The organism is Armatimonadia bacterium, assembly GCA_039679385.1.
Taxonomy (GTDB): domain Bacteria; phylum Armatimonadota; class Zipacnadia; order Zipacnadales; family JABUFB01; genus JAJFTQ01.
Genome location: JBDKVB010000184.1, coordinates 1 through 14,813 on the forward strand (window position 1 = coordinate 1; position 14,813 = coordinate 14,813).

7 protein-coding genes are annotated in these 14,813 nt (G+C 65.7%); 3 read left to right on the forward strand and 4 right to left on the reverse strand.

What is annotated here, in order from left to right; translation table 11 throughout:
• Positions 1–158: 158 nt before the first annotated feature.
• Together ABFE16_20895 and ABFE16_20900 are read right to left on the reverse strand one after the other, a co-directional pair.
• A complete protein-coding gene (locus ABFE16_20895; GenBank protein MEN6347762.1) occupies positions 159–1,928 on the reverse strand; it encodes a hypothetical protein in 1,770 nt (589 codons plus the stop codon).
• A 73-nt stretch (positions 1,929–2,001) separates the two neighbouring features.
• The gene (locus tag ABFE16_20900; protein MEN6347763.1) at positions 2,002–2,949 is read right to left on the reverse strand and encodes a glycoside hydrolase family 43 protein; all 948 of its coding nucleotides are present in this window, start codon (positions 2,947–2,949) and stop codon (positions 2,002–2,004) included.
• Between the two features lie 196 nt (positions 2,950–3,145).
• Between ABFE16_20900 and ABFE16_20905 the strand changes: the two genes are divergently transcribed.
• Both ABFE16_20905 and ABFE16_20910 read left to right on the forward strand, forming a co-directional pair.
• The gene (locus tag ABFE16_20905; protein ID MEN6347764.1) at positions 3,146–4,816 is read left to right on the forward strand and encodes an alpha-L-fucosidase; all 1,671 of its coding nucleotides are present in this window, start codon (positions 3,146–3,148) and stop codon (positions 4,814–4,816) included.
• A 36-nt stretch (positions 4,817–4,852) separates the two neighbouring features.
• Positions 4,853–6,763 carry a VCBS repeat-containing protein gene (locus ABFE16_20910; GenBank protein ID MEN6347765.1) on the forward strand — a complete coding sequence of 637 codons (1,911 nt, stop codon included), beginning with the start codon at positions 4,853–4,855 and terminating at the stop codon, positions 6,761–6,763.
• A gap of 35 nt (positions 6,764–6,798) precedes the next feature.
• Here ABFE16_20910 and ABFE16_20915 read toward each other — a convergent pair whose 3' ends face one another.
• Positions 6,799–10,389, reverse strand: coding sequence for a PAS domain S-box protein (locus tag ABFE16_20915; protein ID MEN6347766.1), 3,591 nt, complete (start codon positions 10,387–10,389; stop codon positions 6,799–6,801).
• A 332-nt stretch (positions 10,390–10,721) separates the two neighbouring features.
• Here ABFE16_20915 and ABFE16_20920 point away from each other — a divergent pair, with 332 nt between their 5' ends.
• On the forward strand, positions 10,722–11,996 hold the full coding sequence (locus ABFE16_20920; GenBank protein MEN6347767.1) for a sodium:calcium antiporter: 1,275 nt from the start codon (positions 10,722–10,724) through the stop codon (positions 11,994–11,996).
• Between the two features lie 129 nt (positions 11,997–12,125).
• Here ABFE16_20920 and ABFE16_20925 read toward each other — a convergent pair.
• Positions 12,126–14,813, reverse strand: a 2,688-nt coding sequence (locus ABFE16_20925; protein ID MEN6347768.1) for a hypothetical protein, incomplete at its 5' end; no start/stop codon positions are given.

Sequence of the window (14,813 nt, forward strand, 5' to 3'; positions counted from 1 at the left end):
CTTCCAGATTCCGCGCCGTCAGCGGGGCTTCAGGTGGCGGCGGCGGGGCCAGTAGATAGCCCTCAGTGGGTTCCGTCATGAGTGGGGCCTTCGCCGTAAGGGGCCCGGGAACCTGCTTCCGGGCCCCTGGTTGGGCAGGATCAGGGACGAGGCAGCCCCTAAGGGCAGGTGATTCGGTAGAGGTTGCCGTTCCGTGCCGCGAGGGCTGACAGGACGCCTTCCGCGTTGTACTGCAGGGACCGGAAGCTGATGTCGTCGAAGGCGCTGCTGGTCTCCCCACCGATTCCGCCGGCATCGAGCGCAACGCTCACGAGCCGGGAATGGCAGTCGATGTCCTTGTCTTGCACCACCCAGGCAGCGCTCGATAGCGTCGGCGAGAGGGCCGTAGAGCTGAGCTGCTTGCCGTGAGCGTGCTTGACCACTCCGTCCACCAGAACCATTTCCTGCTCGTCGCGACGGGTGGCGTAACCCACGTGCTTCCCATCGGCGCTGAACCGCGCTCCCGGCATGATGCGGCCCAACTCCGCCCCCGGCACGCCGTCGACGAGGACCCACTCCTTGTCGTCTCGGCGGGCCTCGAAGAACACGTGAGCACCGTCAGCGCTGTACACCGGGTCGAGCACAACGTCATAGACGGGGCTCTGCTTGCCGTCCACCACAGCCACCCATTCCTCCTCACCCAGGTCCCCCGAGTAGGCCACGTGCCGGCTGTCCGGGCTGAACACGGTGTAGGTCAAGTGAAGGTCCCGGAAGCCCGGCCCCGACTGTCCATCGACCACGACATGCTTGCGCTCGTTTATGGTGCCCACGTAGGCCAGACGGCGGCTGTCCGGGCTGAAGGCCGGTTTGAGGCCCGAGGAGGCGTAGTACGTGCCGATCTCGTCGAAGACCGGTCCATGCTTGTCGTTCTCCATCACGAAGGCCTTGTCGTTGCGCGTGGCACTATAGACGACCCGGCGGCTGTCCGGGCTGAACACGATGTCCTCCAACTGATCAAACCACGGGCCTGCCACACCATCGATCACTGCACACAGGCGGGCGTCCTCGTCCATGGCTACGTATCCGACGCGCTTGCCATCGGGGCCGAACACGATCTCCTCGATGTCGTCGTAGCCCGGCCCGACCTTCCCGTCGACTACCACGTGGCACTTGCCGTCCTTGGCGTGAGCCGGATAGGCGACACGGCTGCCGTCATCGCTCAGCACCGGAACACCGACTGCCGGGAAGACAGGCCCTTCCTTGCCGTCAACCACCACAAGGGCCTGGTCCCCGCCCGGCCGAGCCACCCACGCGACATGCTTCCCGTCGCGACTGAACATCAGTCGGCAGCCGCCGACAATGCGCCGGTACCCGTCATCGCTGTAGGCGTTGCAGTCCTCACCGATCCCCGGGTAGCTCTTTCCGACCGGCTCGCCGTCGACGAAGGCCTGGAACCGGTCCCCATCCTTGGCCACATAGCCAACGTGCCGGCCGTCATCGCTGAAGGCGACCCAGTGATAGCTCACATCGATGAAGTCGTGGAGTGCCTGCTCGTGCTGATCAACGACCATAGCCCACTTGTCGCCGCGGCGGATGCCGTAGACCAGACGGTTGCTCCTGGGCAGGAACCGCAGGCCCTTGACCTCATCGCACACCGGACCGCGAGCGCCGTTGGCCCAGACGCAGACCCCGGCTCCCACTGCCTCGATGGCCGCGATCTGGCTGCCGTCCTCCGAGACGACCCAGTTGCTCTCCGTGAAGGGAACCAGGAGGACGGAGGGTATCTCGCCGTCTTGCTTCTCGTACACCGGCAGGGACGCAAGGTCGCCTACGGGGAAGGCTGTCGGCAGGGGCCCGATGAGCTGCTCCGAATACTCGGCAACTGAGACTAGCTGTGACACTGAGAATAGGAGCACGACGAGAGCAACACAGGTGAGCGTTCTGCGCATGGCGCGGTACCCCCGGGATGGTGGTTCAGCGTTTCTGTGAGTTCAGGGTGATGCGAGGTGATGCTGTAGCAGCTTAGCCCTGCGGCCAGGGCTGTACGGTGAGAGTATCCTTCTGCTCGGTGACCTCAAACAACTTCGGGCGCTCCAGCGGCCCCTTGTTGGGCTGGTGGAAGGTCATCATGAGGCGGCCGTCCAGAGACCGGAAGAGCATCCCATGCCCGCCGTCCTTCCCGAAAACCGGCGTGGCAATCTGCTTCCAGGGCCCGGTGATCTTCCCCGTCTCCGACTTCACCACACCGACCTTGTAGCCGCCGGTGCCGAAGCTCGACCAGATCATCAGCAGAGCTCCCTCCGCTGTGCGGTGCAAGAAGGGGCCATCGGTGACCCGCGAGTTGTCCTTCTCGGTGAGAGGACCCCTGCCCCAGGGCGCCTCGGAAGCCTTGAACAGCAGCACGGGCTCGCCGACGCCCCTGGACAGGTCTGGCGACAGTCGCAGGGCGCACATCTCGCCGTCCTTCACCTGCACCCATTCGTGGCAGAAGACCATCCAGGGCGCTCCCTCGTCGTCGACGAAGAGCGTGCCGTCGAGGCAGAACCAGTCCTTGGGTGTGACCGGGTCCCGGCTGAGCAGATGGAAGGGGCCCTCGGGACGGTCGGAACTCATCGCCCAGGTGCCCCGACAGGCCCCTGGTGTCTTGGGCATGAAGGTCCCGAAGAGGATGTATTTGCCTTGATAGCGGTGTACCTCGGGTGCCCAGAAGTTGCTGGACTCGAAGTCGGCAGGTCGCGTGAAGGCCGCCTGCGGCCCCTCCCAGTTCTTGAGGTCTGTGCTCGTGTAGACCATGAAGCCGGGGCCGCCCGGCAGCCGCCAACCGGTACCGTACAAGTAGTAGCGCCCCTCCTCGGGCACGGGCAAGATGAAGGGGTCGCGCAGGTGGATGTCGTTGAGCGTCACGGTATGTGCCTCCTCCGACCAGGCCCAGGGGGCCAGCAGCAGACAGAGCAGAGCCATGGCATTCATCGGCGAGTGCTCCTTGCTATGTAGAAACAAGCTTGACCGGCAGGTAGATACTGCAATCCAGGTTCGCCGGCGAAGGGCAAGAGGCCTCCACAGCGAGCTCTACGTGCAAGGTCTCCTCCCCTGGGGCGGCGAAGGGAGCTCCTTCGACGCGCGAGGCAACAACTACGCACACTGACCCTGGCAGGGGGCAACACCCATGGCACAGACTGAGCAGTCTCGAGAACCTGAAGACAACCAGCGCCTTGATTGGTGGCGTGAGGCGCGCTTTGGCATGTTCATCCACTGGGGCCTGTACGCACTCCCTGCAGGCGTGTGGGACGGTGAGGAGATCGCCGGCCTTGGCGAGTGGATCATGTACCGCGCCCGGATTCCGGTGCGCGAGTACGAGAAGCTGGCCGCGCAGTTCAACCCTGTGCGCTTCGACGCCGACGCCTGGGTGAGACTGGCCCGTGACGCCGGGATGAAGTACCTGTGCATCACCTCCAAGCACCATGACGGTTTCGCCCTCTTCGGCTCCAAGGCCAGCTCCTACAACCTCGTCGACGCGACACCCTTCGGGCGAGACGCTATCAAGGAGCTCGCTGAGGCCTGCCACAGGCACGGTCTGCGGTTCTGCGTGTACTACTCCCATGCCCAGGACTGGCACCACCCGGACGGAGCCGGCAACAACTGGGACTACGACGAGGAGCGCAAGGACTTCGCCCGCTATCTGCGCGAATTGGTCATCCCGCAGGTCCGCGAACTGCTCACCAACTACGGCCCCCTGGGTCTCATCTGGTTCGATACGCCCCGGACCATCACCCCGGAGCAGAGCAAGGAGCTGACGGACCTGGTGCACGAGCTGCAGCCGAACTGCCTGGTTAGCAGCCGCGTCGGCCACGGCTATGGCGACTACCGCTCCATGGGTGACAACCAGATCCCCGGCGCTGTGGTGACCGGTGACTGGGAGACCCCGGCGACCGTGAACGACACCTGGGGCTTCAAGAGCTACGACCACAACTGGAAGTCGGTCGATACGATCGTGTACAAGCTGGTCGACATCGTCAGCAAGGGCGGCAACTACCTGCTCAACGTCGGCCCGACGGCGGAAGGGCTGATCCCCGAGCCAAGTGTTGAGCGCTTGCAGGCCGTCGGTGAGTGGATGAAGGTCAATGGCGAGGCCGTCTATGGGTCTGGTCCCACTCCCTTCCGGCGACTGCGCTGGCGCTGCACGACCAAGCCGGGCAAGCTCTTCCTCCATCTCTTCGACTGGCCTGCGGGCAAGGTGGAGATACCCGGTCTGCTCAACTCGGTTACCCGTGCCTACCTGCTCGCCGATCCGGATCGCGCTGCCCTGCCCGTGACCCGCGAGGGCGATCTTGTGACCGTCGCGCTGCCGCAGGACCGAGTGGGAAGCGTCGACTCCGTGCTGGTCGTGGAGATCGACGGGCCGCCGCAGGTCACCCAGTACCTCCTCCAGCAAGCCGCAGACGGGTCGGTGGAACTACCGGCCGCCGAGGCTGCTCTGGATGCCCGGTTTGCGGTCTACGACGCCGGACTGGCGGCCGTCACCCACTGGACCAACCCGAGCGATTTCGTGTTCTGGGACTTTGAGGTGCACACACCTGGGACCTTTGAGGTGGTTGTCACGCAGGCCTGTCCAGCAGAGAACGCCGGAGGCCGATACACGGTCGCACTCGGTGAGCAGCGTCTGGAGGCAAGCGTTGCCGCCACCGGCTCGTGGGAGGACTTCGAGGCGGTGAGCGTCGGGACTGTGACCCTTGGCGCAGCGGGGAACTTCGTGCTCAGTGTGAAGCCCGAGGCTCTTGCCGGGCAGATGCTGATGAACCTGAAGTCCGTCACTCTCCGGCCGGTCAGCCGGTCCTGATCCGCCGCCCTGCAGCATCCTGGAGGCAACATCGTCATGCTGAGGCTCTGCGCGGTTCTCTGTCTGGCCCTTCCAAGCCTGTGCCCTGCGGCTCAGATTGATGAGTTCTCCCAGCCCGTGAGGCTGACCTACGGCGATCCGGCGACGGTGGCTCCTGCCATGGGTCCGTGCCTGACGATGGACTGGGACCGTGACGGGCGCCTCGACCTGGTGTCCGGTGGGAGTTGGTGGCGCTCAGCCGGCACAGGACCTGATGGCGTCAGCCTCTGGGAACGCGGTGGCACAGGAGGCATCGGCGCAGTCAATCTGGCCGACCTCAACGGAAATGGCCTGCTCGATGTGGTGCAGGGCGCCAAGGACGGCTTCCACTGGCGTGAGGAGACCAGCAGCACCGGTCCCAGGTCCTTCGTCGACCGGGGGAAGCTGCAGTTCGTGCTGGGTGGCGACCTTGCCGGTCCTGAGCGGGGGGAGAGCGCGCCGGTAGCAGCTTTGGCAGACTGGGACCGCGACGGTCTCGTGGACCTGCTGGTCACCGTCCCTGCTGTGGGCCTCGAGAGCTACCTGCCTTCCAAGGGACCGGGCTTCGGTGTCGGATGGGTCGACGGCACCTGGATCTTCCGCGACATGACCTCCACGATCTACTGGATGCGTAATGTGGGGACGCTCGAGAAGCCGGTGTTCACAGCCGGGAACCTGGTGACCACGGGAGACATGCAGCGAGCGATCACCTTCTTCGATCGCGCACAGCCCTTCCCGATCGACTGGAACGACGACGGCAAGACGGATCTGCTGGTGTGTACCTTCGACCGCGTGGTCGTGTTCCTCAACGTCGGCCGAGAGACCGGCGTGCCGGTTCTCGATGAGGGCCACCTGCTTACCTTTGGCGGCGAGAGGAACATCCCCTACGAGCGAAAGACGGTCTGTGCCTTCCGCCAGGGCGAGCGCGGGCCCTGGTGCCTGCGATTCAGTGGCCCCACGGCGAGCGAGGCGGTGCAACTGACGGGCACCGACCCCTTCGCCTTCGGCCCCGTGCGCATGATGCAGTTCAAGAACCCGGACATGGTGCTCGACAGCTTCGCGGTGCCCGAGGCTGCTGACTGGGATGGCGACGGCAAGCTGGATCTGGTGGTCGGCTGCGAGGATGGCTGGGTCTGGTTCTTCCGCAACCTCGACCCTTCGGGCGGGGTCTCACGCTGGGCCGCCCCCAGGTTGCTGGAGGCCGACGGGAAACCGATCCGTCTCGACCAGACCTACTGCCTCCAGGGGCCCTGTGAGTGGCGCTGGGGATACTCGGGGCCGGCGGTCATCGACTGGGATCTCGATGGGGATCTCGACCTGATCTGCGGGTCTTCGGCGGAGACTTACGTGTGGTTCGAGAACGTGGGCAGCCGCACTACGCCGCGCTTGGTGTCTCGAGGTCCGCTTGTGTGCTGGCCGGAGGGCAAGCCTGTCTCCTGCGCCTGGCGTACGCGTCCGGGAGTCGGCGACCTCAACGGAGACAAGCTACCTGACCTGGTGGGCGTGAACGGTGACCGTCAGCTCTGCTGGTGGCCGCGGGTGCAGACGGCCCAGGCCGGTCTGCAGTTGGGCGCTCCGCAGGTACCCACCGACGCCGAGGGCAAGCCCTGGGTCATCACCGGAGCCGTGCGAGCCACAGGGCGCTCTGTCCTGTCGGTCTGCGACTGGGACCACGACGGACGGCCGGACCTCCTCTCGGCGCCGCCGCTGGGTGACCGAACAGGCTTCCAGTTGCTCTTCCACAACACCGCCACTGACCCGCAGAATCCAAGCTTCGAACTGCGCAACAAGCAGGTTCGGGTCAGCGGCCACATCAGTGAGGGCTGGAACCACTACCTGATGCTGGAGCCCGTGGACTGGGACAAGGACGGTGAGTGGGAGGCCGTGGCCGGAGTCGACTCCGGCGCGATGTACTACTGGGACCGGTAACCCTCGGCCGCTCTGCGCCGGCTTGCAGTGGCGGTTCAGGCCTTCCCTTGTTCAAGGGCCTCCTTGATGGCCTCCATCACGGTGGCCAGGGTGCAGGGCTTCTGGAGGCACCCCGCAGCTCCGAGACGCCGCAGATCGTCGCTTAGGTGACCCTCGGTACGACCGGTAATCGCGATCACGGGCGGACGGCCACCTGCCCGCTGCGTTGCACCGAGGATCTCGCGCACGCCGCCGCCGGGCATCATCAGGTCGGCGATCACCAGGTCGAAGGGCCGGGTGGCCAGGGCATGGAGCGCGTCCTGGGTGTGCGCCTTGGTGACGACCTCGTACCCCTCTGCCATCAGGTCCTCGGAGAGGATGTCGCACAGCTCGCGCTCATCCTCGGCGATCAGAATGCGAAGCCGAGGGCGTTCCGCTTTGAGTGATGCAGCGAGGGCCTTCCCCGCAGCCTCAGGCGCCGAAGTGTCCCACGGTTGTGCGTCAAAGCACAAGGTGAAGGCGGCTCCTTCGCCCTCCCGACTTCGCACAGATATGGACCCACCGTGTGCCTGGACGATCCCGTGCGAGACAGACAGCCCGAGCCCGGTGCCGGGGACGTCACTCTGCCCCAGGCGTCCCTTGGTGGTGAAGAAGGGCTCGAACAGCCGGGGAAGATGCTCCGAGGCGATGCCGGTTCCGGTGTCGCTCACCGTGGCTGTGACCTCGCCGGGCCCCACAGCCGCCGGGAGATGCCTGGTCTCAACCGTCAGGATGCCGCCCCTGGGCATTGCGTGACAGGCGTTGATGACCAGGTTCAGGAAGACCTGCTCCAGTTGCCCCTGATCGGCGCTGATCGTCACGCCTCCTGTCCCATAGTCGCGTCGCACGGAGATGCCCGCATTCGCAAGCTGCCGTGAGGCGATCCGGAGGGCGGCCTCGATCGCCGCTTCGATGGTGATGCTCTCGCGCCGGGGCTCGTGAGGCCGGGCGAAGGCCGTGAGACTGCGGCAGATGTCGGCTCCGCGGCCTGTGGCCTTCAGCACCAGGGCCACAAGCTTGTCGTACTCCTCCGGGGTCTGCACCATGTCGGCGCGTTCGGCCCTCAGCAAGAGGCTCGCAAGGAGGTTGTTGAACTCGTGGGCAACTCCGGCCGCGAGCTGGCCTACCGCTGCCAGTCGCTGGGCATCCTCGGCATGGCGTCGGACAGTCGTGTCTCTGCACACCCACAGGGTCGCGGACTGCCCCTCTCGTCGGGTCGGCACAAGGGTGATCTCCAGGTACCGCGGCTCGCCACCTGGGGCCTTGACCTCCACCTCAACGGTCGCGGGCTCCTCACCAAGGGAGATCATGTCGGCCGCAGCCTGGAGACGGAGTGTGTCCTCGGTGCTCGCAGGCTCAAGAACGGGTCGCCCCACCACCTCTTCGGGACGCTCGCAGCCAAGCAGCGCTGCCCCGGTCCGGTTGCTGAAAAGGTAGCGACCGTCGCACACCACGAAGACCGCATAGGGCGCGGCGTCTACCAGGATCCGGTACTCCTCCTCGCTCTCCCGCAGCTTGTCGTCCGCTGCCTTCCGCGCCAGCACATTCCCCAGGAGCGAGCAGTAGACGGCGAGGATGTCCTGCTTGAGAGAGTCGATCCCGGACCCGTCGGCGCCGCCGGTGTTGCACAGCACCCCCACCAGGTCCTCTCCGGCGCATACCTGTGTCCAGACCGACCAGGGGCCCTCCTCCGTCTGGCGAGGGCACCACTGGGGAGCGTCCGGCTCAATCAGCTCGGCACACCCACTCAGGGGCAGCGTCTCCTCGTGGCGGATCGCCTGGGCCTCCGGACGAGATGCCCGGTAGGCCCCCAGAAGCTGATCGCCCTCACGCAGATACAGGATGCTCTGCTCGAGGCCCAGATTGCGGCAGCTCCCTTCGACTGCGAGCCGACACAGGCTCTCGGTGTCCGCGCACCGAAGGAGTTCGTCGGCAGACCGCAGGACGGCACGAAGCCCGGTGGCGATCTCCTCCTGCCGACGCTGCTGGGCCCGACGCCGTGAGATGTCGCGCGCATAGGAGCAGACGTACTCGTTCTCTCCGTAATGTAGGTAGTTGCAGGTGACCTCCACGGGGAACTGGCGTCCCGACTTGGCCTGCAGTACGGACTCGACGGTGATCGTACCCTCGCTGCAGATCTGCTGCCAGGTGTTCGGCCAGTGATGGAGGGAGTTCCGAGGGGCGATATCCCACACCACCAGAGAGCCAAACTCCTCCTTCGTGTACTCGAGGTTCCGGCAGCAGGCATCGTTGACGAAGGCGAAGCGGCCATCGCTCGTGGCCCAGAAGACGAGGTCCGTGGCGTGTTCGAGGGAGTATCGTGCCAGGGCCAGTTCCTCTTCGGCGGCCCTGCGGGCGGAGACGTCGGTGTGCACGCCGGATAGGAGGACCGGCCGCCCCTCCTCGTCCCATTCACAGACCGCGCCGCGGGCCTGGACCCAGCGCCAGGTGCCGTCCTTGGCCCGGACCCTGTGCTCTGACACGAGGTTCACGGTCTCACCGCGCAGACAAGCCCCAACCATCTCGCGGAGTGTGGCCAGGTCGTCGGGATGGATCAGAGTCAGCCATCCCTCTTGGGTCGGCAGCACGTCCCCGGGCTCGTATCCGAGCATCCTGAGCGACTTCTCGCTGATGGCTGCCGCGCCGCTCTGTACGTGCCACTCCCAGTAGCCATCGCTGCTGCCCTCAAGGATGCGCCGAAGCTGCTGCTCACTCGCAGCCACGGCCTGCTGGGCCTCTCGCAGCTCAGTGATATCGGTCCCCAGGGAAAGCACCTGCGTCCTCTGGCCCGTCTCGTCCGTCAGCGGAACCCTCACCGAACGGAGCCAGTGGGCACTCCCATCGGCAAAGGTCACCCGCTCAGCCTCGTGAGTGACCGGCCTTCCTGAGCGCAGGACCTCTGAGGCATCCGCGGCAAGCGCCCGGCCCTCCTCCTGATCACCATATAGCTCCTGCCTGGTCCTGCCCACCATCGCCTCGGTCTCATGGCCGAGGGCGCGGCCAAGCGCCCGGCTGGCCATCAGCAGACGCCCTTCGCGGTCTGTCACACTGATGAAGGCAGGCGTGACCTCAAACACCTTCTGGAGGAAGGCACGGTCGCGGTGCAGGCCCTGAACCCTTTCGCCTTGGTCCGCGACCGCGGCTACCAACCACGCGGCGTGCATGAGGGCCTGCTGTACGTCTTCGCGGCTGAGGGAGGGCACGTTGCGCAGCGCTTCCTGGTAGGTCTCGGGGGCGACCCCACAGCGATCGGCCTCTGCCCGGAAAAGGTCCTCGTCCAGGGGATCATCCTCGTAGAGAAACCGGCCGAGGGAGAGCGTCGCGGTGTGCTGTCCGAGGATACGGAGCGGGAACAGGGCCTGGTGCAAGCCACTCGGGCAACGCTGGAGGGCATATCCCCCGCTCTCTACAAGGGCCGCAGCCTGGGTCTCAGCATGCCCCTGGTGGCACTCGCGGCAGAGGTCCTCCGCACCCACTCCCAGCCTTAGGGTGCCCTCAGGCGTCAGTAGCCGCACGGGGATCCGCACAGCATCGTGCAGTAGTCGTAGCAGTGGTGCAATCTCGTCGAGGTTGATCGGCTCGATAGACCCCGGGTTCGCCTGGGACAAGCTGACGGCCTCCCTGGTGATGGAGTGTGGACATGGGCAGTCCCCCCGGGCCGGCAACAGTATAGACGCCGAGACTGGCCGGCGCAACGGTCAGACGGAGAGCTCCTGCGGGCCCGTCGCTCGGAGTCTTGCGCCGCTTCGGTCGGGTGTGGTATAAAGAAGGTGTTGCACCAAAGGGGAGTAGCAGGACGGTCTCGTACCGTTCCGGGTAGGCCAACAATCCCGAAGATTATCTTCTGGTCTCCCGACCGGTTCCCATCCGGGTGTCAGACCTTTGGTTACACGCTCACTATGCGTGTGGCCTGGTCTGTGCCACACATCCGGAGGTTGCTTTGTTGATCCCCAGACCCCTGCTTCCCATCTTTGTTGCCGTCCTCGTCACGCTTCCCGGACTGTTCGTCGCCATCGCTCACCTTCCGCTTGCTGCGCCTGCCACGGCGCTACTCGCCGGTCTGGCGATTCTGGCTGCTTCCTTCCTCCTCCTGTGGGCCTGCGATACCGCGCAGTCCGATATTTCCCAGGGGTTGGCCCTGGCTGTGGTCGCCCTGGTCGCCGTCTTGCCCGAGTACGCGGTGGACATGTACTTCACCTGGCAGGCCGGCAAGTTCCCCGATAGCGAGTATGCGCACTATGCCATCGCGAACATGACCGGCGCTAACCGCCTGCTCATCGGCGTGGCCTGGGCTCTGATCGCGGTGATCTACTGGTTCAAGTGCCGGCGCCCGGTGCGACTGGAGTCCGATCGACGTCTCGAGGTCGGTTTCCTTGGCGCGGCGACGCTCTACGCGCTGTTCATCCCCATCAAGGGCAGCCTGGAGTGGTACGACGGCCTCGTCTTCGCAGCCATCTACGTGGCCTACATCCTCCTGGCCAGTCGCCGGGGCGTCGAAGAGGCTGAAGTCGAGGGTCCTGCTGCCTACTTGGTCGCGCTGCCGACGGTTAAGCGCCGCGTGGTCACGGCTCTGCTCTTCCTCTTCTCGGCGGGCATCGTGCTCGCCAACTCAGAGCGGTTCTGCGAGGGCCTGATCGGGAGCGGCAAGCTCCTGGGCATCAGCGAGTTTCTTCTGGTGCAGTGGCTGGCACCCATCGCCTCCGAAGCACCTGAGTTCGTGGTCGCGACCATGTTCGCCCTGCGCGGCAACGCCGGGCTTGCGCTGGGGAGTCTGCTCTCGGCCAAGCTGAACCAGTGGACGCTGCTGGTCGGCATGATCCCGGGCGTCTTCGCCCTGTCCTCGGGCTCGATCACCCCGCCGATGCCGCTGAGCACCTTCCAGATGCATGAGGTCATGCTCACGGCCGCCCAGTCCCTCCTTGCCGTGGCCATGCTCTCGACGCTGCGTTTGACCATCGGGCAGGCGGTTCTGCTCTTCACGCTGTTCATCGGCCAACTCGTGGCTCCCGGGCTGGTACAGGCCGCCGGCGGCACCAGCTTCCTCGGGTTGCAGCCCGACCAGATGCACCCGCTCTTCACCTTGCTGTACCTGGTCGCCACGCTGGTGCTGTTCCTCGACCAGCCGCAGCGACTGCGCAGTGTGGTGGCCTGGCTGTCACCACGCGCCCTGGTGCCGGTACCCGTGCGGCATACCGACGAGAACGAACGCGGATAACGCTGTAGCTACCCCAGACACCACAGGGGCCGGGCAGCGTCTCCCGAAGCAGGAGGCGCCACCCGGCCCTTATCGTTATCCTGCGAGTTGTTTCGCGGCAGGGCCCTCGCGGGCGATGCTGCTCCGCTGCTACTTCTCCCAGACCTCCACTTCCTGGACTGCCGTGTAGTCCTGGTCCGGTCGCAGCGCCGTGATCAGGATCCGCATCTGACTGGCCTGGACCTGTGCCGCCACGGCAGCCTCGATCACTGAGCCGGTCGAGGCGGAACCCTTGCCGACGGTCTGCCAGCCCTCCTTCGTCGGGACCTGGACCTCATACTGTGCAACCGCGGACGAATACAGAGTCACGCGCCCGATCTTCACGGGTTGCGGCCAGGTCACGGTGAACCAGTCGGGGAGCTGTCCGGGCGTGCCATCCACCCATCGCATTCCCTCGGTCACACCGTCCACCAGTCGGTCTGGAGCTGAGCCGAACTGGGCCCTGGAGGACACGGCGACCTTCGTTCCCTTGCCCTCGAAGGCGAGGTTCCCCGGCTTCTGCAGAGCTGCCTCGGCCTTGGCGATCGCCGCGAGAGGCACCGCGAGGTTCTCTCGCGTGCCGACCTTCTCGTCAGTGGTGTACACGTGGGTATCGTAGGTCTCGAAGCGGTCCGTCCAGCTTACGCCGCGCTGCAGCTTGACCTTGCGTCCCTCGGAGACGACGTACAACTCCTGCGGTCCCGGTCCGGAGGTGAAGGTCAGACGCACCTGCTGCGGGATGGTGGCGGTGTTGACGGCGAACACGTACAGCTCCTTGCCAACTCGCCGGACTGAGAGGTGCAGGTTCCAGGGTTGCGGTGCGTCGGCCTTGAGGCTGACCTCCGTGCTCGGGTCGGCGAGGATTGCCGACTTCAGGTCGGCAACCTCGAAGGAGAGCCAGGGCATACCGATCCCCAGGTCGGGGTAGTTGGCCGTGTGGGCGTAGGTGAACCACAGGAAGCCCTTGGCGCCGTAGATGGCTGCCTGATACAGCATATTGCGCAACTCAATCAGCCGCGGCGCGCGCTGGTTGACCCGGCCATAGTCGCCGTAGTTGAAGGCCTGCGGGGTGACCCAGATCGCCTTGCGTCCGCCACTCACCTCGCCGCAGGTCTTGACGAACTCGCTCACCTTCTGGATCGGCTGGGCCGCAAGTCCGCCCTTGAGGAAGCACGGATACGGGTCCGGCATGAGGACGTCGCCGCCCTCCCAGTACTTGCGGATGCCCTCCAGGGTATCGTTGAGCATGATGCACGGATGGTAGGGGTCGACGGACTCGATGACTTCGTAGATGCGCCGGGTTCGCTCCGGGATGGCGGGCCGGAGCTCGGGCTCATCGGCCATGTACCAGGCGAAGAGTCCGGGGTGAGTGCGGAGGGCGCCCACGTGTCTGGCCAGGGCTTCGGCCTCGGAGTCGCTCAGCGGCTTGCCCCAGGTCGCGGCCGCCATCATCGAGGACTGCGGATAGGGGTAGATGGTCACGGCCGTCTTGGCGGCAGCGACCTTGTCGAGGAACTCGCGCACCTTCTCGGGGCTGACGCCGGTGTAGCCGTAGTTCTGCATGAGCTGGTAGGCATGGCCCGGCTCGGCCATCTTCTCCACCGGCATGCTGAACCAGCCGAAGGGCAGCACCGGCTCACCGTTGTGGAGCAGAACCTTGTGCTCGTCGAAGCGCCACTCGTCGGCGACCTTCGGCAGCTTGCGGATCACGGTCACGGAGCGATGGCGGATCTTGTGGTCCTTCGCGTCGGCCAGGATCACCACCAGCGTGTACCTGCCGTCTGGATCCTGGGCGGGCCAGGTCACCGGAAGCGTCACCCGGGACTGATGCCGGGCCGGCTGCTCAGCCTTCGCCATGACCCGCTCGTCCATGGGGCCTTGCTCCGGCGCACCACGCAGGAGAGCGCAGGCCATCTGCAGCTTGCCCAGCTCCTCCTCGGGGACAGCGGCGGTCACGTCGAAGATCAGCTCATGAAGGTCCTCGGTGGCGTAGACGTTTTCGCGGTACCTGGGTCGGATCAGGTCGACCGTCAGCGGCGCGTAGGTCGCATCGACCTGCAGGTTCCGCAGCGCAAGGATCATGGTGGTATCGCGGCCGTCCACCAGTTGGAGACGCAGAGTCTGACGCCTTGCCTCCTTGACGGGGACCTCGAGCTTCACGAGGCTGCTCTCGCCGCTTCGCAGACGTCCTCTCGCCCACGAGCCCGCGGTCTCGCCGAGCACGCCGCGCAGGCGGAAGCGACGTTCCCGGCTCCCGTGGTTGGCGACCGTCACCGCAGCCCGGTACATGAGCGTTCCTGCGGCGTTCGGATATACCTGGGCGTTCTGCGGCGCTGTGATATCCCACAGATACGGGTCGAAGTCGGCTCCCGGGAGCTTCAGCACCGCGTACTGCCCGGGCTGATGGAAGCCGCCGGTGAGTGGGGCGAAGCTGGAGAGCTCGGAGCCCTTGGCCTGTCGCTCGCGGGCGACCTCCACAGCCCAATCGCCACGGGAGGCGGCCGTCATCCCCAACTCGACCACCGGGACGCGCAACTCAACCGTCCACTTGTCCGTCCCGGTCTTGGCTGCCGCGAGGACGTTGCAGTTCCAGTCGGCGCTCTCAACCGCTCCGCCCTGACGTCCCTGGGCATCATAGATCGTGCCCAGAGGGTTCACGACGAAGTGGTAGTACTCCACCCGCTGACCGGTGGGGTCGACCATGAACTCCAGGCAGTCGTCGTTATAGACCTTGCCGTCGCGGGCCGTCACGGCGGTCTTCAAGGTGCCGACACTCGGCTCGTCGGCCTCGGCGGCGAA